The following is a 25,289-nucleotide window of genomic DNA, read 5'->3' as shown; positions in this document are numbered from 1 at the left end:
GCGAGCGTGGCGCCCAGGAAGCGGCGGCGGGACAACGGGGACACGACGAGGAGCGTCGCCGCGGGCGGGGGTGCCGGTCGTCGTCGCGACGACGTGTCCGCGTCGTACGCCCGGGGGCGTAGGGACCCTGAGGTGCGCTGCGCGCAGGTGAGCACTTCGGAGTGCTGGAGCACTCCGAACTGCTCACCTGCCCGCAGGGCACCTCGGGGTGATGAGCCCGGTCTCGTAGGCGACGACGACGAGCTGGACGCGGTCGCGGGCGTCGAGCTTGGTCAGCAGGCGGCCCACGTGGGTGCGGGCGGTGGCCGGGCTGATCACCAGGCGGGCGGCGATCTCGTCGTTGGTCAGCCCGCCGCCGACGAGCGCGAGCACCTCCCGCTCGCGCGGGGTGAGGACGTCGAGGCGCGCCGCGGGGACCCGCGGCTCCGGGCGTCCCGCGAACTCGGCGATGAGCCGGCGGGTCACCGCGGGCGCGAGCAGCGCCTCGCCGCGGGCGACGAGGGCGATCGCGCGGACGAGGTCGGCGGGCTCGCCGTCCTTGAGCAGGAACCCCGCCGCCCCGGCGCGCAGGGCGCGGTAGACGTACTCGTCGAGGTCGAAGGTGGTCAGCACGAGCACCGCGGTGCCGGCCAGCGCGGGGTCGGCGACGATCGTGTCGAGGGCGGTCAGGCCGTCGACACCCGGCATCCGCACGTCCATGACGACGACGTCGGGACGGGTCTCGTGGACGAGCGCGACGGCCTGCGCGCCGTCGGCCGCCTCGCCGACCACCGCGAAGCCGTCCTCGGTCTCGAGCAGGACGCGCAGGCCGGCGCGGATCAGCTGCTGGTCGTCGGCCAGGACGACGCGGATCACGGGGTGCCCGTCCCGACGAGCGGCAGCGCGGCCTCCACGACGAAGCCGTCGGGACCCGGCGCCGCCGACGAGCGCCCGCCGAGCACCGCGGCGTGCTCGGCGAGGCCCCGCAGCCCGTTGCCGGGGGTGACCTCGGCGGCCGGTCCCCCGTCGTCCACCACCCGCAGGCGCAGCTCGGCGGCGTCGCGCTCGAGGTCCACGGTGACCCGCCGTGCGTGGCGCGCGTGGCGCACGGTGTTGGTGACGGCCTCGCGCACGATGCGGAACGCGGCCTCGTCGACGGGCGCGGCCAGGGCGCCGGGGCTCCCGCGCACCTCCACGCCGACGCCCGCGAGCCGCGCGACCCGGGCGACCTCGTCGAGGCGCTCCAGGCCCGACGACTCCGGGCACTCCGGCTCGCGCAGCACGTCGAGGGTGACGCGCAGCTCGGCCAGCGCGGACCGGCTCGCCTCCTTGATCTCGAGCAGTGCCGCGACGGCCTGCTCCGGGCGCCGGTCGGCGACGTGGGCGCCGACTCCGGCCTGCACCGCGATCATCGCGAGGCTGTGCGAGACGACGTCGTGCACGTCGCGGGCGAGGCGCAGCCGCTCCTGCTCCACGCGGCGGCGGGCCTGCTCCTCGGCGCGCTCGCCGGCCTCGTTCTGCCCGCGGCGCAGCCCGCCGACCGCGACGCCGACCGCCACCGTGACGATGATCCACATGAGGCGGTCGCGGTCGGGCGGCGCGACGACGTCCTCCTGGAACGAGACGAGGCGCTCCAGCCCGAGCCACACCACGAACAGCACGACGCCGATCCCGACCGACCGGGGCCAGCTGAGCCGGGTGGCGACCGTGTACATGGCGACGGCGACCATCAACGACGCCGGCCCGTCGGGGTAGCCCATCCAGTAGTAGGGCGCCACGGTGAGCAGGGTCGAGGCGAGCACGGCCACCGGCGCGCGGCGACGCCAGACGAGGGCCAGAGCGGCGGCGACGATCAGCGCGGCGCCGCCGGGCCACCACGGCCGGTTGTCGGGCTGGGCGGTCAGGGCCGTGCCCAGGATCGACGCCGCGCCCAGCGCCGCGGCCAGCGCGACGTCGGTGGGCCGGGGCCACCACGACCGGGCGTTGGGGGTCACCCCGGTGACGCTAGGGGTGCGCCGGGGCGTCGTCGTCAGCGTTCCGACGTACGCGACCCGGGGATCCCTCGGGGTGGACCCCGGTCCGGGCGCCGGGGACACCTACCATCGATGGATCAATCGGTGACGAGGAATCGGGATGACGATGGCGCGCGGCGACGGTACGACGTTCGAGAAGCAGGTCCTCGAGGCGTCGGAGCGTCTGTCGGGCATTGCCGAGCGCACCCCGCTCCAGCGCAACACCCGGCTCTCGGCGGCCACCGGTACCGAGGTGTGGTTCAAGCGCGAGGACCTCCAGGTCGGGCGCTCCTACAAGCTGCGCGGGGCCTACAACCTCATCAGCCAGCTCGACGACGAGGCCCGGGCCGCCGGCGTCGTGTGCGCGAGCGCCGGCAACCACGCCCAGGGCTTCGCCTTCGCGTGCGCGGCGCACCGGGTGCACGGTCGGGTCGTCATCCCGTCGACCACCCCGCGCCAGAAGCGCGAGCGGATCGTCGCGCTCGGCGGCGAGATGATCGACCTCGTGGTCGACGGCGACACCTACGACGAGTCGTCGGCCGCCGCCACCCGGTGGGCCGAGGAGACCGGCGCGACGCTCGTGCCCGCGTTCGACGACACCCGCACGGTCGCCGGCCAGGCCACGGTCGTCGCCGAGATCGTCGAGCAGCTCGGCCAGGCGCCCGACACGATCGTCGTGCCCGTCGGCGGCGGCGGCCTGCTCGCCGGCACCGCCACCTGGCTGCAGGCCACCCACCCGCGCACCCGCGTCGTGGGCGTCGAGCCCGCGGGCGCCCGCAACGTGGCCGCCGCCCTGCACGCCGGGAGCCCGGTGGTGCTCGACGAGCACGGGTTCGACCGGTTCGTCGACGGCGCCGCTGTGCGCAAGGCCGGCGCGGTGACCTACCCGCTGATCCGCCGCTCGGGCGCCGAGCTCGTCGCGGTCGACGAGGGCCTGGTCTGCACCGAGATGCTCTCGCTCTACCAGACCGACGGCATCATCGCCGAGCCCGCGGGCGCCCTGGCCGGTGCCGCGATCCGCCCCGACGGGCCCGGCCTGGACCTCGTGCCGGGCGAGACCGTCGTCGTCGTCCTCTCCGGGGGCAACAACGACGTCTCGCGCTACGCCGAGGTCATCGAGCGCTCGCTGCGCTTCCAGGGCCTCAAGCACTACTTCCTCGTCGAGTTCCCCCAGGAGCCCGGCGCCCTGCGCCGCTTCCTCGACGAGGTGCTGGGCCCGGACGACGACGTGACACGCTTCGAGTACGTGAAGAAGGACAACCGCGAGTCCGGCCCGGCGCTCGTGGGTGTGGAGATCGGGTCGCGCGACGACCTCGAGCCCCTGCTCGAGCGCATGGCCCGCTCGCCGCTGCAGATCGAGGCGCTGGAGCCGGGCTCGCCGGCGTTCCGCTTCCTGCTCTAGAGGCAGACCCGGCTCGACAGATCGAGCGCCCACCGCGTGGCGGGTGCCGACCACCCGGGCCCTTGGTAGGGCTCGCCGTCGGGGCGCCAGCCGCGATGGGCGTAGAACGCCTGGCCGCCCGTGTTCGCGGTGTAGACCCACAGGGTGACCCGGGCGAAGCCCGCGGTGGCGAGGTGCGCGACACCGGCGTCGTGCAGCGCGCCGCCGGCGCCGGTGCCGATGACCTCCGGATCGAGGTAGAGGGTGTACAGCACCCCGCTCACCTCGGTGGTGTCGCCGGCGAGGTCGGGATCGCGCGACGGACCGACGGTGCAGTAGCCCCGCACCCGGCCCTGCTCGTCGTCCGCCACGAACACCGCCATCGGCTCGGGCGCGGCGATCGCCGTCCGGCGCACCTCGGCGATCTCGGCCGCGTCGAGGGCGTCGAGCCGCTCGTCGGCGACGATGCCGCGGTAGGCGTGCCGCCAGCCCGCGACGGTGATCTCCCCGATGCGCCGGGCGTCGGCGTCGACCGCGCGGCGGATGGTCCAGCGCACCGGCTCATTCTCCGTCGGAGGAGCTCGCGGCCGCGGCGCGGGCGGCGACCCGTTCCGGGACGGGCTCGGCGGCGACGGGGGTGACCGCGATAGCCGCGAGCGGGGCGAGGGCGGCCAGGGCGAAGCCCGCCGCGTAGCTCGAGACGCCGATGACCGCGCCGAGCACGGGCGGCGCGGCCGTCGCGACGATGTTCTGGGTGGTGTTCTGCACGCCGAGGGCCCGCCCGGACCAGGCGGTGCCGGCGATCTCCGCGGTGGCGGTGAACGCCAGCCCGTTGTCGGCGACGGTGATGATCGACCCCGCGGCGATGGCGGCCACCGCGATGATCCCGGTGGTCAGGTCGCCGAACGCGAACACGAGCAGGACGGCCGCACTGGCCACCGCGAGCTGGCGCATCGGGCGCAGGCGGGAGCCCACGCGGTCGGACCACCAGCCGCTGGCGATGCGCCCGCCGGCGCCGGCGATCTGGGCGCCCGCGACGAAGAACCCGGCCGCGGCGGGCGCCCAGCCCTGCTCGCGCACGAGGTACTCCAGCGAGAACGCGGAGATCGCGAACTGCGGGAGCACCAGCAGCGCGCTCGCCGCGTGCACCCGGGGCAGGACGACGATGCGGTAGGGCGAGACCGGCGGGGCGTCGCCGGGGCGCGCGACGGACGCGGCGGGTCCGCCGCGACGACCAGGACGAGCACCGCGCAGACCAGGCAGGCGAGCGCGGGCCAGCCCAGCGCGGCGAAGGAGCCCTCGCTCAGCGCGAGCGTCGGCAGCGCGAGCCCGGCGGCGGCCACCCCGAGCGGCTGGGCGGTCTGGCGGATCCCCATCGCGAGCCCGCGCTCGTCGACGTCGAACCAGCCCATGATCAGGCGCCCGCTCGCGGCGTTCACGGAGGCGGCGCCGATCCCGGCGAGCACCAGCAGGCCCACGGCGACGGCGATCGACTGCGGCGCGAGGAGCGCGAGCACGCCGGTGACCACGCCGCAGGCCCCGAGCCCTGCCGCCATCGGGAGCCGCTCGCCGACCCGGTCGACCACGGCACCCCAGGCGATCAGCGCGACGAGCAGGCCGAGGGTCGGCGCGGCGACCACCACGCCGACGGCGGCGAGGGAGAGCCCGCGCTCGTCGCGCAGCATGGGCACGAGGAACGGGACGCCGTACACGACGGCGGACGCCGCGGTCTGGGCCGCGACTCCGGCAGCGAGGACGGCCCAGCGTCGTCGGGAGCGCACCACCCTTGTCTACGCGATCGGTGCCCATTCCGCAGGAAATCACTCCCACATCGTGGGACAGCTCAACGTGATCCGAGACCCACCAGCAGGTCGGCCTCCCCCGTCCGGGTCTGACGCGACCACGCGACGAGCACGACGAGCACCGCGGCCAGCAGCGGGAGGTCGCCGAGCAGCCAGGTCAGGACCCCGGCCAGGTGCTGGTCGGCGAGCAGATCCGGCGCCCACGGCAGGCGCAGGCGCACGAAGAAGTCGTCGACGAACACCTGCCCGCTGCCCCCGCCCGCGGGCAGCACCGGCGTCCGCGAGACGGGACGGTCGCCGGCGAGCAGGGCGAGCCCGACGAGCGCGTGCACCGGCATCGAGGCCAGCAGGAACGTCAGCCGCGCGAGGTACGGCAGACCCGGGCCGTCGGGCGCGCCGCCCACCAGAGGGCCGAGGAACAGCACCCCGACTCCCACGAACCACAGCGTCATCAGCGGCTGCAGCCAGCCCAGCGGCTGGGTCAGCGCGAACACCGGGGTCAGGTACAGCAGCACGGGCGACGCGACGACGAGCACGAGGGCGACCAGCGGGTGGCTCGCCCGGCGCAGGGTCGGCGCGGCGAGGACGTGCTCGAGCCACTCCGCCGGGCCCTCCGGTCCCCCGGGCGGGGCCTCGCGCAGGGTGCGGCGCGCCAGCACGATCGGCGCGCCGAGCGCCCAGAGGAGGGGACGGCGGTCGCCACCAGCATGTGGCCCGCGACGTGGACGCTGAGCACCGCCGGGCCGTACCGCCCCAGCCCCGACGACGTCGCCACGACCAGCAGCGCGCACCCGCCGAACCACGCCAGCGACCGCCCCGCCGGCCACCGCGCGCCCTCGGCGGCGAGGCGGCGGAGCCCGCCGGCGTAGAGCGCGGCGAGCGCCAGGGCGAGCACCAGGGCGGTCAGGTCGGGACGCCAGGAGGTGGCGAGCACCTCGGGGTCGGGCGCGGCGGCCAGGCCGTAGCCGAGGACCGCGGTCGGGGTGCTCGTCGCGCCCGGGGCCTGCACCGGCGGGACCGCGCGGGTCGCGACCGCCGAGAGCCCGACGACGACCGCGAGGACGCCGAGCTCGACGGGCCAGGTCACGCGGCCGCTCCGCCGCCGCCACAGCACGGCGCCGGCCAGGACGCCGAGCGCCGCGGCGAGCAGGACCAGAGCGGTGTAGTCGGTGCCGCTGTCCGGCGCGCCGCGTAGGGCGACCGCCGCGGCCACGGCCCCCGACGCGATCGTCGCGGCCCCCGCGGCCGTGCCGATGCGGGCGGCGCGCCAGGTCGCCCGCGGATCGCGCAGGCGCAGGACCGCGAGCACCCCGAGCGTCCCCGTCCACACCGCCGCCGCGACGACGTGGCCCGCGACCGCGGGCAGGGCGAGGTCGTGCCCCACCCCGTCCGTGGCGTGCCCGGTCGCGACCGGGACGAGCAGGGCCGCGACGGCGAGCCCGAGGACCCCGGCGCCCCCGGTCCAGCGCCGCACCTCGCCGGCGGCCACGGCCGTCGCCACCCCGAGGGCGGCGGCGACCAGCCAGCTCACCGGCTCGCCGCGCGCGAGCATCACCGTCACGAGGTCCGGCCCGCGCGGGAGCCCGCCGCCCGTCGAGTCCGCGAGCGTCGCCGGCACCGACAGCGCCGCGCCGGCCGCGCCGACCCAGGCCGCCCACCGCGCGACGCCCAGCGCCCGCCGGCCCTGCGGGGTGAACGGCTCGCCGCCGGCGGGCGGGGTGGTGACGACGAGGGCGACGAGCAGCCCACCGACCGTCGCCGCGCCGGCCAGGTCCACCACCGTGCGCAGCACCGGCACGGCGACGCGGACGGCCAGGCCGGGGTCGGCGAGCCCGAGCTCCGGGTAGCCGACGGGCCCGCGCACGAGCACCGCAACGGCGGCGGCGAGCACCCCGAGCAGGGCACCGACAACCGCCGCTCGCCGCGTCACGGGTCGATCTCGCTCGGGTACCGGGCGCGGTACTCGTCGAGGTGCTGGGACTTGCAGACGTGCTGTTCCTTCTCGTTCTGCGCCTGGCGCATGCACTCGTCGAGGGTCCGCACGCCGCCGGTCTCGAGGTAGGTCACGGCTCCGGCGAGGGTGCTCCACTCCACGACGACCGCGATCCCGACGGCGACGAGACCGAGCGCCAGCCCGGCGAGGGGGCCGCGACGGCTCGTGTCCCGGGAACCGCGCAGGCGCGCGAGCGCGGCCAGGGCGACGACGACCGCGAGCAGCCCGAGCGCCAGCCCACCCCAGCCCGTCCACGCGCTGACCAGGGCCATGGCGCCCAGCACCGGCGCGGCCACGACGATGCCCGGACGCCGCGCGGTGCTGGCGTCCGGGCTGGCGTCCGTGGGTGGCGCGGCGGGCTCAGAGGACACGGCCCGATCGTGGCAAGTCGGTCCCGGTGGGCCGTCGCGGGGGTCGGCGGGGGCGTGGCGATTGCTTCGGTTTCCGAAGGGTCTCGACCGGGTCGTCCGGTTTCCGGGAGCTCGGCCGAGGCCCGAGGGGTTCGCCGAGGACGCTTCGGTTTCCGAAGTATCGGGGCGGGGCGGGCGGGGCCGGGGAGCTCCGCCGAGGGCCCACGGGGTTCGACGAGAACGCTTCGATTTCCGAAGCGTCGCGATCGGCCGATACTGGGGCTCAGCCCGGCGGGGCGAAGCCGCCCGACGAGGGCGCGGACTCGTCCGGGGGCGAGGGGGTGTGCGACGGGGCGGTCGCCGGCGGCGCCTCGGACGCGGGGGCGAACGGCACGGCGGGGCGTGCGTAGGGAGACGGCGGGGGCATGCCCGGTCCGGACGGCACGCCCACGGGAGCGCCCGCCGGGACCCACCCCGGAGGCCCGCTCCCCCGCGGCGCGGCGCCCGCCCCGGCCGTCAGGCGGTCGGTCTCGCGCCGGCGGCGCTCGCCCAGGACGGCGAGCAGGTAGGGCTCGGCCGGTACCCCGGCCGGCGGGGGCGGGGCGACGCGCGCGGACACGTCGGCCGCGAGCCGGTCGGCCAGCGACGCCCGCACCCCGCCCGCGAGCTGCGGAGCACGCACGAGGAACTGGCGGGCGGCGAGGGCCAGGTCGTCGGGAAGGCGGGAGAGCTCGCAGCCCCGCGCCCAGGCCGCGAGCCCGGGGTCGGGCGGCGGGAGGCTCTCGAGGCCCGTGCGCGGCAGCCGTTCGCGGACGACGACCGTGCCGGCGAGGAGGTCGCCGATCCGCTGCCCCTGGGCGGTGCTCGCCGACACCACGATCCCGATCAGGCCCGTGAAGAGCGACAGCAGCCCGAAGTCGACGATGAACCCGGCGAGCGCACGGGCGAGGGCGTGGCGGAACACGATCGGCCCGCCGTCGGTGCGCACCACCCGCAGCCCCATCGCGTACTTCCCCGGTGAACGTCCGCGCGTGAGCGTCTCCCACAGCAGCGGATAGCCGACGAACACGCCCACGACGGTGATCAGTGAGACCGCGGCGGCGAGCGCGGGGTCGACGTCCGCCCCGACCGCCGACATCACCAGCAGGACGACCAGCAGCAGCACCAGCATGATCAGGACGTCGAGCGCGAGGCCCAGCGCCCGGCTGGGCAGGCGGGCGGTGCGCACGTCGAGCTCGACCGCTTCCCCGATCACCACGCGGTCCACGACGGCCATCGTGCCAGCGTCGTGCTCGGTGGAAGGATCGGCGGTGTGGACGTCGACGCCTACGTGGCGGCCCATCGGCCCGACTGGGACCGCCTGGCCGCCCTGCTCGACCGGCGCCGCTGGACCGGCGACGAGGTCGACGAGGCCGTGGCGCTCTACGAGCGGACGGCCACCCACCTCTCGGTGGTGCGCTCGACGTCGCCCGACCCGGCGCTGGTGGCGCGGCTCTCGACGCTGGTCGCCCGCGCCCGGACCGCGATCACCGGCTCGACCGGCCCCTCGTGGCGCGACCTCACGCGGTTCGCCACCGTCGGCTTCGCGGTGGCGCTGGCGTCGTCGTGGCGCTGGTGGCTGACGACGCTGGCGGTCAGCGCGCTGGTCATGGTCGCGGTCGGGGTCTGGGTGGCCCGCTCCCCCGACGTCCAGGCGGCCCTGCTCCCGCCCGAGGAGACGCGCCGGCTGGTGGAGGAGGACTTCGCGTCCTACTACAGCTCCGACCCGGCGTCGTCGTTCGCCGCGAGGGTCTGGACCAACAACGCCTGGCTCGCCGCCGTCTGCCTGATCACCGGCGTGCTCATCCTCCCGGTGCTCTGGGTGCTGCTGCAGAACGTCGTCAACGTCGGGCTCTCCGGCGGGATCCTCGCCGCCAACGGCCGGGCGGATCTCTTCTTCGGCCTGATCACCCCCCACGGCCTGCTGGAGCTCACGGCCCTGTTCGTCGCGGCAGGCGCCGGGCTGCGGCTGGGGTGGTCCTGGATCGACCCGGGCCCGCTGACGCGCTCGGAGTCCCTCGCCCGGCAGGGGCGCACCACCGCGGGGATGGCGCTCGGGGTCGCCGTACTGCTGCTGATCTCCGGGGTGATCGAGGCGTTCGTGACGCCCTCGGGGCTGCCGACCGCCGCCCGGATCGGGATCGGGGTGCTCGCCGAGGCCGGGTTCGCCGCCTACGTGCTGTGGGGCGTGGTGCTGGTGCGCCGCCACGGTCCGTCCGCGCCGGCGCTGGCCGACCTCGCCGCCGATCGTCGCGGTCACACGCTCCCGACATGAGCACCGTCCCCGAGGACCTCCTCGTCGGGCTGCGTCGCGCGCGCGACCGCATCGACCGCGACTACGCGGAGCCCCTCGACCTCGACGCCCTGGCCGCGACGGCGGGCCTGTCGAAGTACCACTTCCTGCGCTGCTTCGCCCGCACCTACGGGCTCACGCCCCACGCCTATCTCACCGAGCGCCGCGTGGAGCGCGCCCAGGATCTCCTGCGCGCCACCAACCTCACCGTCACCGAGGTGTGCCGGCTCGTCGGCTACGAGTCGCTCGGGTCGTTCTCGACGCGGTTCCGGCGGCTCGTCGGCGCCAGCCCGTCGGAGTACCAGGCGCGCTGGGCGCGGACCGGGCCGCCGCGCATCCCGGGGTGCTTCGTGCTGATGCACGGGCTGAGCGACCGAGCAATCCGCGAGAAGCCGGTCGACGGGGTCCCGCGAGGAGAATCCTCCGCATGATCACGAACATCTCCCTGGTCACGCTCTACGTCACCGACCAGGACGAGGCCAAGAAGTTCTACTGCGACGTCCTGGGCTTCGCCGAGGGCACCGACGCGACCTTGGGCGACGGCTTCCGGTGGGTCACCGTGACGCACCCGGACCACCCGGAGCTCGAGGTGACGCTCATGGTCCCGGGACCGCCGCTGGACGAGGAGATGGCGGGCGCCGTCCGCCGGGCCCTGGCCAACGGGACCATGGGCGGCTTCGGGATCTCCACCGACGACTGCCGCGCCGAGCACGAGCGGCTGGTGAAGCTGGGCGTCGAGTTCGCCCAGGAGCCCGCCGAGCGTCCCTACGGCGTCGAGGCGGTGTTCCGCGACAACTCCGGGAACTGGCTCGTCATGGTGGAGCCCCGGCCGTACTCCGGCGAGGACTTCCCGCACGCCTAGTTAGAGCCGCCCCGCCGCCTTGAGCGCCAGGTAGCGGTCGGCGACGGCCGGGGGCAGCTCCTCGGGCCCCGCGTCGACGACCTCGACGCCCCGCCGGCCGAGGCGCTCGGCGGTCCGGCGCCGGGCGGCACGGGCGGTCTCGGCGGCCGCCGCGGTGTAGACGGCCTCGGCGTCCCCGCGCCCGGCGGCCATCGTCGCGAGCTCCGGGTCGTCGACGGCGGCGAGCAGCACGGTGTGGCGGCGCAGCAGGCTCCCGAGCACGGGGTCGAGGCCCTCGGTCACGGCCGCCTCGTCGAGACCCGTGACGAGCACGACGAGGCTGCGCTGCCCGGCGCGGGCGAGGACGGACGCGGCGAGCAGGCGCATGTCGGTCTCGACCAGCCTCGGCTCGAGCGGCGCCATGGCCGTCACGAGCGCGGGCAGCAGGTCGCCGGCCGTGGCCCCGAGCACCGAGGCCCGGACCTCGCGGTCGAGCGCGAGGAGGTCGACGCGGTCGCCGCCGCGGGAGGCCAGCGCGGCGAGCAGCAGCGCGGTGTCCAGGGCGGCGTCGAGCCGCGGAGCGTCGCCGACCCGGCCGGCGGAGCTGCGGCCGGTGTCGAGCACGACGAGGACGTGGCGGTCCCGCTCGGAGCGCCAGGTGCGGACGACGAGCTCGGTGGAGCGCGCCGAGGCCCGCCAGTCGAGCGAGCGGACGTCGTCGCCCGCGACGTACTCGCGCAGCGAGTCGAACTCGGTGCCCTGGCCCCGCACCTGGATCGCGCGGCGGCCGTCGAGCTCGCGCATCCGCGCCAGCCGGGAGGGCAGGTGGCGCCGGGACCCGAACGGCGGGAGCACCCGCACGCGGGCCGGGACGACGCGCCCGCCCTGGCGCGCGGCGAGGCCGAGGGGACCGAGCGAGCGGATCGTGACCCGGACCGCGTCCCGGTCACCCCGGCGGGTCGGGGTGAGCGTGGTGACCACCCGGCGCCGCTCCCCGCCGGTACGACGAGCCGGTGGCGCGCGGGCACCGCGCCGGCCGAGGGCTCCCAGGCGTCGCGCAGCACCAGGTGCGCGCGGCGGCGGCCGGGGTTGGCCACCCGTAGCGCGACCTCGAGCGAGGTCCCGAGGCGCAGGGTCGTCGCGCGGGCCGGGTCCTGCTCGCGGTCGAGGTGCAGGCTCCCCACCGGTACCGCCGCCAGCGCGTCCACGACCGCGAGCAGCGCGAGCGCCCCGGACACGGCCAGGACCCCGAGCAACGAGGGCACGAGGAGCCCCACGACCAGCGCGCCGAGGGCCACCAGCAGGGCCAGACGCCCGGTGACGGCCATGATCGGTCTACCGCGGGACCGGCACGGCGCCGAGCACCCCGGACACGACGCCGTCGGCGGTCACGCCCTCGAGCTCGGCCTCGGCGCGCACCGCGACCCGGTGGCGCAGCACCGGCAGGGCGAGGGCCTGCACGTCGTCGGGGGTGACGTAGGGACGACCCGAGAGCCACGCCCAGCTGCGCGCCGCGAGCAGCAGCGCCGTCGCCCCGCGCGGGGAGACCCCGAGGCGCAGGGACGGCGACGCCCGGGTCGCGCGGCACAGGTCGACGACGTAGGCGAGCAGCTCGGGCCGGGCGGTCACACGCGCCACGGCCGCCCGCCCGGCGCGCAGGTGCTCGGCACCCGCGACCGGGGCGACGCCGGCGGCCGCGAGGTCGCGGGGGTCGAAGCCCTCGGAGTGCCGGGTGAGCATGCGGATCTCGTCGTCGCGGGCCGGCAGGGGCAGCACGAGCTTGAGCAGGAAGCGGTCGAGCTGGGCCTCGGGCAGCGGGTAGGTGCCCTCGTACTCGACGGGGTTCTGGGTCGCGGCCACCACGAACGGGTCGGGCAGCGGGCGCGGGATCCCGTCCACCGAGACCTGGAACTCCTCCATCGCCTCCAGCAGCGAGGCCTGGGTCTTCGGCGGGGTCCGGTTGATCTCGTCGGCGAGCAGCAGGTTCGTGAACACCGGGCCCGGTCGGAACGAGAACTCGGCGCTGCGGCCGTCGTAGACCAGCGAGCCGGTGACGTCGCCGGGCATGAGGTCCGGGGTGAACTGCACCCGGCGCTCGTCGAGCGAGAGCGCCGCGGCCACCGAGCGCACGAGCAGCGTCTTGGCGACACCCGGCACGCCCTCGAGCAGCACGTGCCGGCGGGTGAGCAGGGCGATGACCAGGCCCGTCACGGCGGCGTCGTGGCCGACGACGGCCTTGGCCACCTCGCGGCGCAGCGCGAGCAGGGCCTCGCGGGCCTCGTCACCGCTGATCTCCCCCGTGCCGGTCACGCCTCCATCCGATCACGCCCGCGGTGCGGGGCCGCCGGGGGTCGCACCGGAGGCGTCCCGGACGGCGGAGCGCAGGCGGTCGAGCTCGCCCGCGAGCGCCACCAGCGCGGCGTCGTCGGACGGGGGCGGCCCGGCCAGGAGGGCGCCCACGGCCCCGGCCGGCCACCCGGTGCGGCCGGCCGCGGCGTCGACGACGGCGCCGTCCCCGGCACCGCGCGGGACACCGAGACGCCCGGCGAGGTCGCGGCGCGCGTCGGCGCGCAGGGCGGCCGCGGCGCGGTCGCGGGCCCCGGCGCGCCGGTAGAGCCGGGCCCGGCCCCGCACGGTCTCGCCGGCGGGGACGATCACCGGCAGGTCCTCGGTGACCACGCGCCCGAGGCGCCGCCCCCGCCACAGCGCGATCGCCAGCCCGGCGACGAGCAGCTGCACCGGGCCCCACACCCAGCCGGGCGGCAGGAGCTCGGAGGTGCCGCGCTCCTGTCCGGGCTCGGCAGGCGGCGGCACCGGCAGGTACCAGAGCAGGTCGGGGTGGGCGCCGAGGACGTCCATCGCGAGGGCGGCGTTCCCGCGCTCGTCGAGGACGTCGTTGGTGAACGGGGCCGCGTCCCCGACGACGGTGACGGTGCGCCCACGGTCCCGGACCTCGACCAGCGACACCGCACCGCTCGGGGTGCCCGTCGGGTAGCAGCGCGCCGCGGCCGGGTCGGCGGTGGAGTACGCGGCGCCGGCGAGGTCGACCGGTCCGGCGAGCACCGCGGCGCGCAGCCCGCACGCCGGCTCGGTGGGTTCGGGCAGCTCGACCGGCTCGGGGCGCACGGCCGGGGCCAGCGCGGAGAGGGTGCGCTCGTCGGGGCGCAGGAGGACGAGGTCGGCCCGGGACGCGGCGAGGGCGTCGCGCTGGCGCGTGCTGAGCTGCGCGGGCAGGGCGACGAGCACGGTGCGTCCCGCGCCGGCGGTCGCGGCGTCGAGGTCGGTGACGGTCTCGACCCGCACGCCCTGGGCCTCGAGGAGCGCGGCGAGCGCCCGCGCGCCGTCGGGCGAGGCGGCCTCCGGGTCCAGCTCCCCGGTGCGCGGCGCGGCGCCGAGCACGGCGATGACCAGCGCGGCGAGCAGCACGAGGCCGACGACGAGCACGGGGCCGCGCCAGCGACGTCGCGCGGTGGTCGGCGCCTCGGTGGTTGCAGCGAACGGCCTGTTCGCTGCTTCTACGCGCGCGAACTCCCCGTTGATCATGCGATCCCGACCGCGCGCGTGGCGGCCACCGCGTCGTCGGCGGCCCGCATCCGCTCGGCGGTCTCGGCGTCGGCGGGGCGCCCGCCGTACACCGTCTCGTCGAAGCGCCGCGCCGCGTCCTGCAGCGCCTCGGCCGCGGCGGGCAGCGCCCGGCCGCCCTCGCGGGCCGCGTCGCCGGCGGTGCGCCCGCGGCGGGGCTCGAGCAGCGTGCGCTCCTCGAGCGAGCGGACGATCGCGCGCATCCGCTCGCGCACCGCGTCGTCGAACCGCCCGGCCGCGGCGTGCTCCGCGGCGAGGCGTCGATGCTCGGCGGCGGTGCGGTCGGTGGCGCCGAGCACGGCGCCGGGCGCGGCCGTGGTGCGGGCGAGCGGGCCGAAGCGCCGCCGCACCAGGATCACCACGACCACCAGCAGCACGACGATCACCAGCAGGCCCCACCCGCCGCCGGGCGAGACGCCGGACGCCGCGCGCAGGAGGTCCTCGATCCGTCGCGCCAGCCACTGCAGCGCGGCCGACAGCGGGTCGGGGGCGGCGTCGGAGTAGATCGGCCGCGCGAGCTCCTCGCGGGCGAGCTCCCGGGCGGGGTCGGCGCCGAGGTCGATCGGTACCGCGTGCGGGGCGGGGCTCCCGGGCGGAGCGGGGCTCCCGGGCGGGACCATCAGCGTCCGCCGCCCCCGCCCACCGCGGCCCGCTGCAGCTCGATGTCGAAGCCCTCCCGGCGCATGCGCTGGTCGACGTAGAGCAGGCCGCTGACGCCCGCCTGGAAGGGCGTCGTGAGGGTGGTGGCGATGATCGCGCCGATCGCGGTGATCAACAGGACCGGGAGCGAGGTGATGGCGGCCGGGTCCCCGTTCGCGGTGGCGACGCCGAGCGCGGTGCCGATGAACTGGAACGGCAGCGCGATCACCGCCGCGATCACCGCAGCGATGATGCCGCCGAGGAGCTGGATGCCGAACACCGGCCAGAACCGGCCCGTGACGAGGAACCACGAGCGCCGCAGCGCCTCGGTGACGCCGACGCCCTCGAGGACGTAGGCGGGCGTGGCCAGCGACCACGAGACCGAGAGCCACACGACGACCACGATCGCCGCGAGCACCCCGATACCGATGACCACGCCGCCCAGCACCCCGTCGACGGCCAGCAGCAGCAGGCCGGGCACGGCGCCGACGACGAGGATCCCGAGGGCGATCAGCGCGACGAGCACCGCGACCCCCAGCACGCCCGGGACGCGCGGGCGGGCGGCACGCCAGACCTCGCCGGGGTCGACGGGCGCGCCGAGCACCGAGCGGCTGATGACCACCATGAGCACGCCCGTGAGCACGGCCGTCGCGACGAGCGTGATGATCGCGCCGACGAAGCCGGTGACGCCCGCGCCGGCCAGGAGGCCGGTGACCTGCGCGAGGTCCGGCGACCCGCCCAGCCCCTGCGCCGAAGACGTCACCACCAGCTGCAGCACCACCTGCACGATCTGGCTGATCACCGCGACGATCGCGGACGCACCCAGCACCACCCGCGGGTGCGCGCGGATGTAGCCGAGCGCCCCGTCGAGGACCTCGCCGAGACCCAGCGGGCGCAGCGGGACGATGCCGGGCTTGGGGGCCTGCCCGAAGCCGGGGGCGAAGCCCGGGCCGGGCCCGGGGCCGCCGCCGAAGCCGGGGGCCGGCGGGGCTGCCGTAGCCGGGACCGGGGCCGGGGCCGCCGGGCGCCTGACCCCCGTAGCCGGGGCCGCCGGGCCCCTGGTTGCCGTACCCCTGGTTGCCGTACCCCTGGTTGCCGTACCCCTGGCTGCCATACCCCTGGTTGCCGTAGCCCTGGTTCCCCGAGGCGCCGTAGCCCTGGGGCTGGGCGCCGTAGCCCGGCGCCCCGTATCCCGAGCCGCCCTGTCCCGGCGCGCCCTCCGCCGGGGACGCGAAACCCGACGAGGGAGGTCCCGACCCGCCGGCACCGCCCGCGGTGCCTTCCGCCGGGTCCCAGGCCGGGACCGAGGTGTCCGGACCGGGCGTGCCGCGCGGCGGGGTCGGTTCGTCGGCGCGGGCCTCCCGTGGCTCGTCGTTCTCGTCGGACGAGGGACCACTCACCTCGGGCACTCTCCCTCCGCACCGGCGCGTCCTGCACCGGACCCATGACGCGGCGATCGTGCCACGCCGGTGCGACCGGCACGCGCGGATCGCCGTCGGGCGTCTGCCACGATCCCCCGCGTGGCCCTGCACTCCGCGTTGTGGCGACGCCTCGACGTCGCCGACGGACTCGCGCACGGCGCCGTGTCCGACTTCGCCCCCGATCACGAGCACCCCGACGGTGCGCACCTCCTCGACGGGTCCGCCGTCGTGCGCGACGACAACGGGGCCTGGTCGCTGCGGTTCTCCGTGGTCGCCGACCGCGCGTGGCTGACCCGCACCGTCTTCGTCGAGGTGCTCGCCGACGACGGGCTCGAACGGGTGACGCTGTCGGTCGACGCGCTCGGGGACTGGACCCTCGACGGGCGGCCCTGGCCGGAGCTGCGGGGGTGCACCGACGTGGACGTCTCCGCGACGCCGCTCACCAACGCGCTGCCGGTGCGGCGCCTCGACCTGCCGATCGGCGGCGAGGCGGCGGTGGACGTGGCGTGGCTCGACGTCCCGTCGCTCGCCGTGCACCGCGTACGGCAGGTCTACCGCCGCGGCCCGGACGACGCCCGGGGCCTCGCGACCTACACCTACGCCGACCCCACCTACGGCGAGTTCGCGGTGACCGTCGACCCCGTCGGCCTCGTCGTCGCCTATCAGGGGCTGTTCACACGGATCGGCTGAGTAGGCTCGCGTCCGTTCGGCACCCGACGCTGCGGTGGAGGCGGAATCCGTGCGCCTCCCGTCGCTGACCTCCGGCCGTGCCCGCTGGGTGGTGCTCGCCGTGGTGCTGCTCGCCGCGGTCGTCCTCGCCCTCGTGGTGCCACTGCCGACGGCGCTGGAGCTGCGCGACCGGGTCCGCGACCTCGGCGCCTGGGCGCCGGTGACGTTCCTGCTGGCGCACGCGATCGTGACGACCACGCCGATCCCGCGCACCGCGTTCTCGCTGGCCGCGGGCCTGCTGTTCGGGCCCTGGCCGGCCCTGGCGCTCTGCCTGGTGGCGAGCACGGCGTCGGCGGCCGCCGGGTTCGGGATCTCCCGGCGCCTCGGCGGGCGCGCGATCGTCCGGCTCGGACCCGGCCGGGTGCGCCTGCTCGAGGCCCGCCTGTCGTCGCGCGGGCTGCTGTCGGTGCTGTCGGCGCGCCTGGTGCCGATGATCCCGTTCGCGCCGCTGAACTACACGTTCGGGGTGACGAGCGTGCGCTGGCGGCACTACCTCGGCGGCACGGTGCTCGGGCTGGTGCCCGGCACCACGGCGGTCGTGCTGCTGGGCGACGCGGTCACCGGGACGCTCTCGCCGACCCTGATCGTGATCTTCGTCGTCAGCGGGGCGATCGGGCTCGCCGGCGTCGCCCTGTGCGCGCGCCCGACCGGTGACTCCCCCGGAGAGCCGGAGTGAGCGTCAGCTGCCGGGCGGCGGGGCCGGGGCGCCGGTGGGCTCGGGCTCGCTGCCGCTGGTGCGCGGTCCCTCGGTGGGCACCGGGCCCTCGGGCGGCCGCGGCTGGTCCGCCGGGGCGGCCGGGGCCACCGGGTCGGGGGTGATGACGCCGGGCTGCGGCGCCGGGCCGGGCGGCGGGAAGCCCTCGGTGGAGAACTGCTGGGGGTTCGTCGGCGATCCGGGAGCCGGCTCGGCCGGGAAGACGCAGGCGCTCAGGCTGATGCCCCCGGCGAGCAATACGGCCGCCAGGGCCGCGGTGCGCCCGGCCGTCCGTCGGTTCGGCACTCGGTTCCCTCCCAGGTCGTCGCGCCGGTCTCCCCGGCGGCGCGCAGACGGTATCGCGTCGCGTCCCCACCTGCCGTGCACCCCACGTGCGTGATCTTCACAGCCATCACCGAGAAGATCCCGCACGACGGCGGCCGGCGAGGATGCCCCGCGGGCGGATCGAGCGCATCGGCTCCGGGCCGACGCCCTCCTCGCGCAGGACGTCGTTCGCCGCCGTGACCGCGGTGACCGCCGCGCGCTCCATCAGCGCGGACGGGACGTCGCAGGCCACCCAGTCGCCGGCCAGGCGCAGCCCGCGGGCGTCGGTGAGGACGCCGGGCCGCACGAGGTGGTAGCCGGGGTCGAACCCGGGCGCGTTGGTGTAGCGGTGCGCCTCGACGTCGATCACGCGCAGGTCGGCGGTCTCGGGCCAGAGCGCGGCGAGCTCGGTGCGCATCGCCGCGACGAGGTCGTCGGTCGGCGTCCCGGACGGGCAGGCGTACGAGTGCAGCTCGATCACCGACCCCCCGCGGTCCCGCGCCCAGCGCGCCGACCCGCCCTCGAGCCGGTGGAACAACGTCACCGAGTCGAGGACCTCCTCCCGGGTGACGCCGGTGAACACCGCGCGCGCCGGGTCGACGTCGCCCTCGCAGAACAGCCGGGCGACGACGTAGGGCTCGCCGCTCGGCAGCGCCGCGATCCGCCGGGCCAGCCCCGGGGCGGCGGCGACGAGCTCGGGGGACGCGGCCACGAGGTCGCGCGTGGCCGGGACATCGGTGGTGACGACGAGGTGGCGGGCGTGCCGGGCGGGCTCGCCCTCGACGTCGACGGCCCACCCGCGCGCGCCGTCGGGACGCAGGGCCACCGCGCGCGTCCCGGTGCTGACCGTCGCCCCGTGCTTCTCCAGCAGGCGGGTGAACGGCTCCCACAGCGAGGTGCGGTAGTCCTCGGTCGGGGCGTCCATGCCGAGGCCCTCGGGGTTGGCCGTGAAGTAGAAGTGGCACATCGCCAGGAACTCGGCGGCCGAGTAGCGCTGCTCGACGTTGAAGAACGAGTGCGCGAAGACCTCGAAGAGCATCGCCCGGCCGCGGTCGGAGAAGCCGAGGGAGTCGAGCAGCTCCGCGGCGCTGCGGTGATCGTGCTCGGCGTAGGTCCGGACGGGGTCGTAGTGCAGCATCGCCAGCGCCTCGTCGGCGTTCACGTGCCGCAGCTCGCCGAGCTTGAAGCTCGGGCTGCGCAGGACGAGGGCGACGAGGTTGAGCAGCGGGGTGCGCGGCAGCGCCGTGAAGTCCTCGGGCTCCCAGCCCACCGACGGGCGGCTTGCGATGGGGTAGCCGCCGACGTCGCGCAGGAAGCCGAGGTCCGGGTCGAGACGCCGGAGGATGTCGCGCAGCGTGTAGTACTGCCGGAAGAAGCCGTGGTAGCCGTGCTCGACCACCACCTCGCTGCCGTCGGCCAGGCGCCGGTCCCAGGTGCCGAGCCGCCCGCCGAGGTGCGGCGCCGCCTCGAGCAGCTCGACCTTCACGCCCCGCTCGGCGAGCACCAGCGCGGCACTCACGCCCGCGATCCCGCCGCCGACGACGAGGGCGCTCGCCTCCGGTGCCACCCGCTGAGGCAGGTCGGGCCGGGCGCGCACGTGGTGGTGGGGTCGGGACACGCGCCGGAGCCTAGGCCGGACGGTCGGCATGGGCCTGCGGAGACGGGGGCACCTAGCGGGGCGAGGATGAGTCGTGCACGTCCCGATCGGGACGTGACGAAGCGGGAGGGGACGCATGGCCGAGACCGACCGGGAACGTCGCGTGATCGACGAGGTCACGAAGGGACTGATCATCGGCGGATCGGTGCGCGACGCCACCGAGCAGAAGACGTTCGGCGTCGAGGACCCGTCGACGGGCGAGCTCCTCTGCGACGTGGCGGACGCCTCCCCCGAGGACGGGATGGTCGCCCTGAAGGCCGCGCACGACGCGCAGCCCGAGTGGGCCGCCACCGCGCCCCGTGAGCGCGGGGAGATCCTGCGCCGCGCGTTCGAGCTGATCACCGAGCGCGCCGACGACATCGCCCTGATCATGACGCTGGAGATGGGCAAGCCGCTGGCCGAGTCCAAGGCGGAGATCACCTACGCCGCCGAGTTCTTCCGCTGGTTCTCCGAGGAGGCCGTGCGGATCGCCGGCGAGTGGAAGGTCAACGCCACCGGGAACGGGCGCGTCCTCGTGATGCGTCAGCCGATCGGGCCGTGCCTGCTGATCACGCCGTGGAACTTCCCGCTGGCGATGGGCACCCGCAAGATCGGCCCGGCGATCGCGGCCGGCTGCACGATGGTCATCAAGCCGGCGAGCCTGACGCCGCTGACCATCCTCAAGCTGGCCGACATCCTCGCCGAGGCGGGCCTGCCCGACGGCGTGCTCAACGTCGTCACCACGACCTCCACCGGCAAGGTGATGGGGCCGCTGATCGCCGACGGCCGCATCCGCAAGCTGTCGTTCACCGGGTCCACCGAGGTCGGGCAGAAGCTGATCGAGCAGTCCGCGCAGCAGGTGCTCAAGACGTCGATGGAGCTGGGCGGCAACGCCCCGTTCGTGGTGTGTGCCGACGCCGACGTCGACGAGGCCGTGCAGGGCGCGATGCTCGCGAAGATGCGCAACATCGGCGAGGCGTGCACGGCGGCGAACCGCTTCTACATCCACGCCGACGTCGCCGAGGAGTTCACGAAGAAGCTCGTCGACCGGATGTCCGACATGAAGGTCGGGCGCGGCACCGAGGAGGGCGTCGAGGTCGGCCCGCTCGTCGAGGCCGACCAGCGCGACAAGGTCGCCGAGCTCGTCGACGACGCCGTGCAGAAGGGCGCCACCGTGCGCACCGGGGGCCGGATCCCGTCGGGTGCGGGCTACTTCTACCCGCCGACGGTGCTCTCCGACGTGCCCACGTCGGCGCGCCTGGCCAAGGAGGAGATCTTCGGCCCGGTGGCGCCGATCTTCACGTTCACCGAGGACGACGACGCGATCCGCGCCGCCAACGACACCGAGTTCGGCCTGGTCAGCTACCTGTACACGAAGGACCTGAGCCGGGCGATCCGTCTCTCCGAGCGCCTCGAGGCGGGGATGGTCGGGCTCAACCAGGGCATGGTCTCCAACGCGGGCGCGCCCTTCGGCGGCGTGAAGCAGTCGGGCCTGGGTCGCGAGGGCGGCACCGTCGGGATCGACGAGTACCTCGAGATCAAGTACGTGGCGATGAACGTGTAGGTGCGCTTCGCGCATGTGAGCAGTTTGGAGTGCCACAGCACTCCAAACTGCTCACATGGCCGGAGGCCACAGGTCGCCCAGGAGGGTCTCGTCGTCCAGGCGGTGGGCGGCCGGGGTGTCGTGCAGGACGAGCAGACCCTCGGGAAGGACGGCGAGGCCCTCGGGGCGGTCGCAGCCCACGCCGACGGTGAGCTCCGCGACCGTCTCGATCTCCTCGCGCGGGATCGCCGGTGGGAGCGGGGCGGCCGCCGCGCCGGGCACGCGCAGGACGCGGGCCGGCCCGTCGAGCACCATCGTCGGGCCCGCGAGGACGAGCAGGTCGTCACCGGCGCGGGCGAGATCCCGCACGCCGAGGCCGTCGAGGTCGAGGAAGACCTTGTCGATCCCGTCGAGGACCAGCTCGGTGCCGTCGACGCCGCCCTCGACGTGCACCACGAGGCCCAGCAGCACGGCCCACCCGCGCAGCACCGGCCCGCGCAGGCCGAGGACCACCCGCTTCCCCAGCACCGCGATGCCCTCGACGTCGAACCCGTTGTCCTTGCCCGGGATGCCGAGGAACGGGCCGAGGTGCTCGTCGTCGGCCAGCGCCCCCCAGAGCCCCCGCCGGCCCGACGGCAGGCGGGCCCCTGCACCGGGGGCGGGACGCGGGCCGTCCGGCCCGTCCTGCAGCGGCAGCCGGGCGAGCAGGCGCCTCGACTTCTCCGCCGACGTCCGGGCCAGGCGCGCGGGCACGTCGGCCGGGTTGGTGCCGGGCTTGACCCGCTTGCGCCTCGGGCTGTGCGAGCCGACGACCCACAGGCAGCCGTCGACGACGTCGAGACCCTCGGCGTCGACCTCCTCGCCGGGCTTCCCCGGCAGGTCGACGGCCTCGCCGAGCGGGACCTCCTCGGGGCTCCCCCAGCCCTGGCCGTCGCGCCGCAGCGCCAGCAGCGACGAGCCCTCGTCCGGGGCCACGAAGAGCGTGTCGCCGGCCGCGGCGACCCCGGAGAGGTCCACGCCCGCGGTCGGCGCGTGGGTTCCGAGGTGCAGGGGCACGGTCGTCGGGCTCATGGCGCTCACTGTCCCCGGAACGTGAAGACCGCGGTGCGCCCGTCCGAGGATTCGAGCCGCACGGTCGAGCCGTCCTCGACGAAGGTGCCGCCCTGTTCGACGCGGGTGACGATGCCGTCGTCGGAGATGTCCACCGAGCCCGGCGCCATCGCCTCCACGCGGAAGTCCACACCGTCGCCGTCGCCCGCGGGCCGGCGGGTGGTGCTCCGGCCTGACCCGCTGCTCTGGTTGCTGCCGGGCTGGTTCACCTCGATCGGCGTGCCCGTGACCGTCGCGCGGCAGTCGTTGCCGGAGCAGCTCACCGAGCTGCCGGTGCCTCCCGCACAGCCGGCGAGCAGGCCGGCCGCGACGAGGGCGACGGCCAGCGCGACGGTCGTGCGCAGGGCAGCGGGTGACGGGTGGATCGGGGCGGACATGCGGGCACCTCGCCGGGGCTCGAGGGGAGGATCTCGACCGGTACGACGGTCCGGCCCGTCCGGAATGTTCCCGCCGACAAGAAGAGCAGGACTAGAGCAGGACCTCCGCCAGGACCCGCGCGAGGTCGGCCGGTTCCCAGCCGTGCGCGGCCCCGGGCACCTCGCCGCGCTCGGCGTGCGGCAGCGCGTCGACCAGCGCGTCGGCGGCCTCGACGAACACCGGCCACGCGGACGTGCCGGTCAGCACCGTCGTCGGCGTCGTGACCTCCCGGGCGAGCGTGCCGTCGCGCAGGGCGTCGGCCGCCCACGCCAGCGCCTCGGCGTCGGCCGCCGTCGTCGGGGCGAGCCGCAGGTAGCGCTCGCGGTCCGGGCCGGCCAGCATCCCGTCGAGCCACTCCGGAGGCATGCCGTCCATCGCGAAGCGCAGCACCGCCTCGGGGCCGGCGGACCTCGCGCGCTCGACGATGCCGGCGTGCCAGGCCCGCGCGTCGGCGGAGCCGTCGGTGCCGAGCGGGGTCTCCCAGAGCACCAGGTGGTCGACGCCGGGGATGCGCGTGGCGGCGGCCAGGGCGATCGCGCCGCCCGAGGAGCTGCCGTAGAGCGCCGCCCGCCCGCCGAGCTCGTCGACCAGCGCCCGCAGGGCCTCCACCTCCCCGGCCAGGGTGAACGGCGGGTCGCCGGTGCTGTCGCCGCGCCCGGGACGGTCGTGGTGCACGACGTCGAACCGGCGGGCGGCGAGCTCGCCGCACAGGGTGCGGGTCGCGGTGTCGGTGGCCCGCATCTGCCCCAGACCGTCGACGAGCACGAGCGGCCGCCCGCCCGAGCCCTCGCGGTCGTAGGCGATGCGGCGGCCGTCGCCGGTGCGGACGTACACCGACGTCAGCCGGTCACGGCGCGCAGCCGGCGCACGACCTCGTCGGCGCCGAGGGCCCGGGTGACCTCGTAGAGGTCGGGGCTGCGCTGCGCCCCGGTGATCGCGACGCGCGCGACGTTGGCGGCGTCGCGCAGCATGCCCGGGTAGGCGTCCGGGTCCTTCTTGTACGTCTTCGGGTTGGGCGCGAAGCCGTGGCGGGTCGCGAGGTCGCGGATCTGCTGGAACCACGTCGGCTGGTCGCCCTCGTGGGTGTACGTGTCCGCGAGGTCCGCCGCGACCGTGCGCACCAGCGACGCGTCCAGCTCGCCGAACCGCTCGTCGCCGGGGTCGGTGACGTCGGTGAAGAGCTCGGGGAAGAAAAAGCCGTAGGCCTCGCGGAAGTCCGACCACTTCGCGAGGTCCTTGCGCGGGTTCTCCACGCCCACCCGCTCGACGTCGATCGCCGCGAGGGCGAGCTCGGGGTTCGCGTCGAGCACCTTGACGACCTCGGGGTCGTACTCGGCGGCCCACGCCCGCACCCCGGCGAGCACCTCGGGCCCGGGGAGCGTCGCGATGTGGTCGGCGGAGATGTCGCTGAGCTTCACCGTGTCGACCAGCGGTCCGGCGAGCCCGAACTCGTCGAGGCGCAGCGGTGTCGCCAGGGCCTCGGCCAGCGGGACCTCGGCCAGCCGCGGGTTGGCGAGCCCGCGCAGGTAGTACTGCACGGCGGGCACCGGGAAGCCGGCCTCGAGGTAGTAGTCGACGGCGGCCTCGGCGTCCTTGCGCTTGGAGAGCTTGCGCTTCGACCCGCCCTCCTGCTTCATCAGCGGCGCGAGGTGCGCGTAGTCGACGGGCTCGAAGCCCAGCGCGGCGAACAGCTGGCGGTGCGTCGGCACCGACGAGAGCCACTCCTCGGTGCGCACCACGAGGTTCGTGCGCATCAGGTGGTCGTCGACGGCGTGCGCGAAGTGGTAGGTCGGCAGCCGGACCGGGCTGTCCGAGGTCTTGAGGATGACCACGTCGTTGTGGTTGTCCTCCATCTCGACCCGCCCACGCAGGCGGTCGGTGAACGCGAACCGCTCCCCCACCTTCCCCTCGGACCGGAACCGCGCCACCCACGGCTTCCCGGCGTCGAGCGCCTCCCGGACGTCCTCGACGGACGCGTCGCGCCACGGCGCCCAGCGGCCGTAGTAACCGGTCGGCAGCTTGAGCGTGCGCTGCGCGTCGGAGATCTGCGCGAGCTCCTCCTTGGTGGCGAAGCACGGGTAGGCCGTGCCCTCGCGCATCAGCTCGCGGACGTAGGTCTGGTAGATCGCCGCGCGCTGCGACTGGTGGTACGGCCCGTACTCCCCGCGCGGGGCCGGGAGCGCGGTGTCGCCCTCGTCGGGGACGAGGTCGAACGCGTCGAAGGCGCGCGTGAACTGCGCGTCGGCGCCCTCCACCTCGCGGCTCTGGTCGGTGTCCTCGATCCGCAGGACGTAGACGCCGTCGGTGGAGTGCGCCAGGTCGCGCGACACCATCGCGGTGTACAGGCCGCCGATGTGCACGAACCCGGTCGGGCTCGGCCCGAACCGGGTGACGAGGGCACCGTCGACGAGCTCACGCGGCGGGTAGCGCTCCTCGAGCTCGGCGGGCTCGGGCAGGTCGGCCGGGAACAGGCCGTCGACGAGGGCGCGATCGAGCATGGCCCC

22 protein-coding genes and 3 pseudogenes are annotated in these 25,289 nt (G+C 75.9%); 7 read left to right on the top strand and 18 right to left on the bottom strand.

The window, feature by feature from the left end; genetic code table 11:
• Positions 1-183: 183 nt before the first annotated feature.
• Positions 184-855 (bottom strand): response regulator transcription factor, encoded by a 672-nt coding sequence (locus ACQPYN_RS17320; RefSeq protein ID WP_328307335.1) that lies wholly within the window; start codon positions 853-855, stop codon positions 184-186.
• Complete coding sequence (locus tag ACQPYN_RS17315) at positions 852-1,973, bottom strand: sensor histidine kinase (RefSeq protein WP_433025216.1); 1,122 nt, start codon at positions 1,971-1,973, stop codon at positions 852-854. Before ACQPYN_RS17315 ends, ACQPYN_RS17320 begins: the two co-directional genes overlap by 4 nt.
• Positions 1,974-2,112: 139 nt before the next feature.
• On the opposite strand from ACQPYN_RS17315, the gene ilvA reads away from it, so the two are divergent.
• Positions 2,113-3,393: a threonine ammonia-lyase IlvA gene (ilvA, locus tag ACQPYN_RS17310; protein ID WP_433025213.1), complete on the top strand. Its 1,281-nt coding sequence runs from the start codon at positions 2,113-2,115 to the stop codon at positions 3,391-3,393.
• Here ilvA and ACQPYN_RS17305 read toward each other — a convergent pair.
• The 5 genes and pseudogenes from ACQPYN_RS17305 to ACQPYN_RS17285 all read right to left on the bottom strand — a co-directional run bounded on the left by ACQPYN_RS17305 (position 3,390) and on the right by ACQPYN_RS17285 (position 8,793).
• A complete protein-coding gene (locus ACQPYN_RS17305; protein ID WP_433025210.1) occupies positions 3,390-3,929 on the bottom strand; it encodes an N-acetyltransferase family protein in 540 nt (179 codons plus the stop codon). The genes ilvA and ACQPYN_RS17305 overlap by 4 nt on opposite strands.
• Positions 3,930-3,933: 4 nt before the next feature.
• A pseudogene (locus ACQPYN_RS17300) lies at positions 3,934-5,057 on the bottom strand (MFS transporter).
• A 158-nt stretch (positions 5,058-5,215) separates the two neighbouring features.
• Positions 5,216-6,726 (bottom strand): annotated as a pseudogene (locus ACQPYN_RS17295) (cytochrome c oxidase assembly protein).
• A gap of 374 nt (positions 6,727-7,100) precedes the next feature.
• The gene (locus ACQPYN_RS17290) at positions 7,101-7,538 is read right to left on the bottom strand and encodes a hypothetical protein (RefSeq protein WP_433025207.1); all 438 of its coding nucleotides are present in this window, start codon (positions 7,536-7,538) and stop codon (positions 7,101-7,103) included.
• A gap of 262 nt (positions 7,539-7,800) precedes the next feature.
• Positions 7,801-8,793 carry an RDD family protein gene (locus ACQPYN_RS17285; protein ID WP_433025204.1) on the bottom strand — a complete coding sequence of 331 codons (993 nt, stop codon included), beginning with the start codon at positions 8,791-8,793 and terminating at the stop codon, positions 7,801-7,803.
• Positions 8,794-8,829: 36 nt separating this feature from the next.
• On the opposite strand from ACQPYN_RS17285, the gene ACQPYN_RS17280 reads away from it, so the two are divergent.
• Genes ACQPYN_RS17280 through ACQPYN_RS17270 form a run of 3 tightly spaced genes read left to right on the top strand, consistent with a single transcriptional unit; the run spans position 8,830 to position 10,711 of the window.
• Positions 8,830-9,831: a stage II sporulation protein M gene (locus ACQPYN_RS17280; RefSeq protein ID WP_433025201.1), complete on the top strand. Its 1,002-nt coding sequence runs from the start codon at positions 8,830-8,832 to the stop codon at positions 9,829-9,831.
• Positions 9,828-10,280: a helix-turn-helix transcriptional regulator gene (locus ACQPYN_RS17275; protein ID WP_433025198.1), complete on the top strand. Its 453-nt coding sequence runs from the start codon at positions 9,828-9,830 to the stop codon at positions 10,278-10,280. Before ACQPYN_RS17280 ends, ACQPYN_RS17275 begins: the two co-directional genes overlap by 4 nt.
• Positions 10,277-10,711, top strand: coding sequence for a VOC family protein (locus tag ACQPYN_RS17270; protein ID WP_433025195.1), 435 nt, complete (start codon positions 10,277-10,279; stop codon positions 10,709-10,711). The genes ACQPYN_RS17275 and ACQPYN_RS17270 overlap by 4 nt, the downstream gene beginning before the upstream one ends.
• On the opposite strand, the pseudogene ACQPYN_RS17265 reads toward ACQPYN_RS17270, so the two are convergent.
• From ACQPYN_RS17265 to ACQPYN_RS17245, 5 genes and pseudogenes are all read right to left on the bottom strand, one after another.
• A pseudogene (locus tag ACQPYN_RS17265) lies at positions 10,712-12,018 on the bottom strand (DUF58 domain-containing protein).
• Between the two features lie 7 nt (positions 12,019-12,025).
• On the bottom strand, positions 12,026-13,000 hold the full coding sequence (locus ACQPYN_RS17260) for an AAA family ATPase (protein WP_433025192.1): 975 nt from the start codon (positions 12,998-13,000) through the stop codon (positions 12,026-12,028).
• 12 nt (positions 13,001-13,012) lie between these two features.
• The gene (locus tag ACQPYN_RS17255) at positions 13,013-14,233 is read right to left on the bottom strand and encodes a DUF4350 domain-containing protein (protein WP_433025189.1); all 1,221 of its coding nucleotides are present in this window, start codon (positions 14,231-14,233) and stop codon (positions 13,013-13,015) included.
• Positions 14,230-14,892, bottom strand: coding sequence for a DUF4129 domain-containing protein (locus ACQPYN_RS17250; RefSeq protein WP_433025186.1), 663 nt, complete (start codon positions 14,890-14,892; stop codon positions 14,230-14,232). Before ACQPYN_RS17250 ends, ACQPYN_RS17255 begins: the two co-directional genes overlap by 4 nt.
• The gene (locus ACQPYN_RS17245) at positions 14,892-16,025 is read right to left on the bottom strand and encodes a glycerophosphoryl diester phosphodiesterase membrane domain-containing protein (protein WP_433025183.1); all 1,134 of its coding nucleotides are present in this window, start codon (positions 16,023-16,025) and stop codon (positions 14,892-14,894) included. The genes ACQPYN_RS17250 and ACQPYN_RS17245 overlap by 1 nt, the downstream gene beginning before the upstream one ends.
• 406 nt (positions 16,026-16,431) lie before the next feature.
• Here ACQPYN_RS17245 and ACQPYN_RS17240 point away from each other — a divergent pair, with 406 nt between their 5' ends.
• Both ACQPYN_RS17240 and ACQPYN_RS17235 read left to right on the top strand, forming a co-directional pair.
• Positions 16,432-17,022: a putative glycolipid-binding domain-containing protein gene (locus ACQPYN_RS17240; protein ID WP_274194859.1), complete on the top strand. Its 591-nt coding sequence runs from the start codon at positions 16,432-16,434 to the stop codon at positions 17,020-17,022.
• A 49-nt stretch (positions 17,023-17,071) separates the two neighbouring features.
• Positions 17,072-17,737: a TVP38/TMEM64 family protein gene (locus ACQPYN_RS17235; RefSeq protein WP_433025180.1), complete on the top strand. Its 666-nt coding sequence runs from the start codon at positions 17,072-17,074 to the stop codon at positions 17,735-17,737.
• Between the two features lie 3 nt (positions 17,738-17,740).
• On the opposite strand, the gene ACQPYN_RS17230 is transcribed toward ACQPYN_RS17235, so the two are convergent.
• Together ACQPYN_RS17230 and ACQPYN_RS17225 are read right to left on the bottom strand one after the other, a co-directional pair.
• The gene (locus ACQPYN_RS17230; protein ID WP_433025177.1) at positions 17,741-18,061 is read right to left on the bottom strand and encodes a hypothetical protein; all 321 of its coding nucleotides are present in this window, start codon (positions 18,059-18,061) and stop codon (positions 17,741-17,743) included.
• Positions 18,062-18,167: 106 nt separating this feature from the next.
• Positions 18,168-19,697, bottom strand: coding sequence for an FAD-dependent oxidoreductase (locus tag ACQPYN_RS17225; protein WP_433025174.1), 1,530 nt, complete (start codon positions 19,695-19,697; stop codon positions 18,168-18,170).
• Between the two features lie 115 nt (positions 19,698-19,812).
• On the opposite strand from ACQPYN_RS17225, the gene ACQPYN_RS17220 reads away from it, so the two are divergent.
• The gene (locus ACQPYN_RS17220) at positions 19,813-21,279 is read left to right on the top strand and encodes an NAD-dependent succinate-semialdehyde dehydrogenase (RefSeq protein ID WP_433025171.1); all 1,467 of its coding nucleotides are present in this window, start codon (positions 19,813-19,815) and stop codon (positions 21,277-21,279) included.
• 51 nt (positions 21,280-21,330) lie between these two features.
• Here ACQPYN_RS17220 and ACQPYN_RS17215 read toward each other — a convergent pair whose 3' ends face one another.
• From ACQPYN_RS17215 to ACQPYN_RS17200, 4 genes are all read right to left on the bottom strand, one after another.
• Positions 21,331-22,329, bottom strand: a complete 999-nt coding sequence (locus ACQPYN_RS17215) for a DUF3616 domain-containing protein (protein ID WP_433025168.1) — start codon at positions 22,327-22,329, stop codon at positions 21,331-21,333.
• A gap of 5 nt (positions 22,330-22,334) precedes the next feature.
• A complete protein-coding gene (locus ACQPYN_RS17210; RefSeq protein ID WP_433025165.1) occupies positions 22,335-22,745 on the bottom strand; it encodes a hypothetical protein in 411 nt (136 codons plus the stop codon).
• 91 nt (positions 22,746-22,836) lie between these two features.
• Positions 22,837-23,619, bottom strand: coding sequence for an alpha/beta fold hydrolase (locus ACQPYN_RS17205; protein WP_433025162.1), 783 nt, complete (start codon positions 23,617-23,619; stop codon positions 22,837-22,839).
• 5 nt (positions 23,620-23,624) lie between these two features.
• Positions 23,625-25,283, bottom strand: a complete 1,659-nt coding sequence (locus ACQPYN_RS17200) for a glutamate--tRNA ligase (RefSeq protein WP_433025159.1) — start codon at positions 25,281-25,283, stop codon at positions 23,625-23,627.
• Positions 25,284-25,289: the final 6 nt, after the last annotated feature.

The organism is Actinomycetospora sp. CA-053990 (assembly GCF_050948445.1).
Lineage (GTDB): Bacteria > Actinomycetota > Actinomycetes > Mycobacteriales > Pseudonocardiaceae > Actinomycetospora > Actinomycetospora callitridis.
The sequence above is the reverse complement of the archived record's forward strand: the minus strand, read 5'-3'. Positions and strand labels throughout refer to the sequence as shown.

Excerpts from the sequence above, each read along its gene's own strand:
- ilvA (WP_433025213.1), top strand. The coding sequence starts at position 2,113 with ATGACGATGGCGCGCGGCGACGGTACGACGTTCGAGAAGCAGGTCCTC.
- ACQPYN_RS17285 (WP_433025204.1), bottom strand. The coding sequence starts at position 8,793 with ATGGCCGTCGTGGACCGCGTGGTGATCGGGGAAGCGGTCGAGCTCGAC.
- ACQPYN_RS17275 (WP_433025198.1), top strand. The coding sequence starts at position 9,828 with ATGAGCACCGTCCCCGAGGACCTCCTCGTCGGGCTGCGTCGCGCGCGC.
- ACQPYN_RS17270 (WP_433025195.1), top strand. The coding sequence starts at position 10,277 with ATGATCACGAACATCTCCCTGGTCACGCTCTACGTCACCGACCAGGAC.
- ACQPYN_RS17255 (WP_433025189.1), bottom strand. The coding sequence starts at position 14,233 with ATGATCAACGGGGAGTTCGCGCGCGTAGAAGCAGCGAACAGGCCGTTC.
- ACQPYN_RS17250 (WP_433025186.1), bottom strand. The coding sequence starts at position 14,892 with ATGGTCCCGCCCGGGAGCCCCGCTCCGCCCGGGAGCCCCGCCCCGCAC.
- ACQPYN_RS17245 (WP_433025183.1), bottom strand. The coding sequence starts at position 16,025 with ATGGCAGCCAGGGGTACGGCAACCAGGGGTACGGCAACCAGGGGTACG.
- ACQPYN_RS17220 (WP_433025171.1), top strand. The coding sequence starts at position 19,813 with ATGGCCGAGACCGACCGGGAACGTCGCGTGATCGACGAGGTCACGAAG.
- ACQPYN_RS17215 (WP_433025168.1), bottom strand. The coding sequence starts at position 22,329 with ATGAGCCCGACGACCGTGCCCCTGCACCTCGGAACCCACGCGCCGACC.
- ACQPYN_RS17210 (WP_433025165.1), bottom strand. The coding sequence starts at position 22,745 with ATGTCCGCCCCGATCCACCCGTCACCCGCTGCCCTGCGCACGACCGTC.
- ACQPYN_RS17200 (WP_433025159.1), bottom strand. The coding sequence starts at position 25,283 with ATGCTCGATCGCGCCCTCGTCGACGGCCTGTTCCCGGCCGACCTGCCC.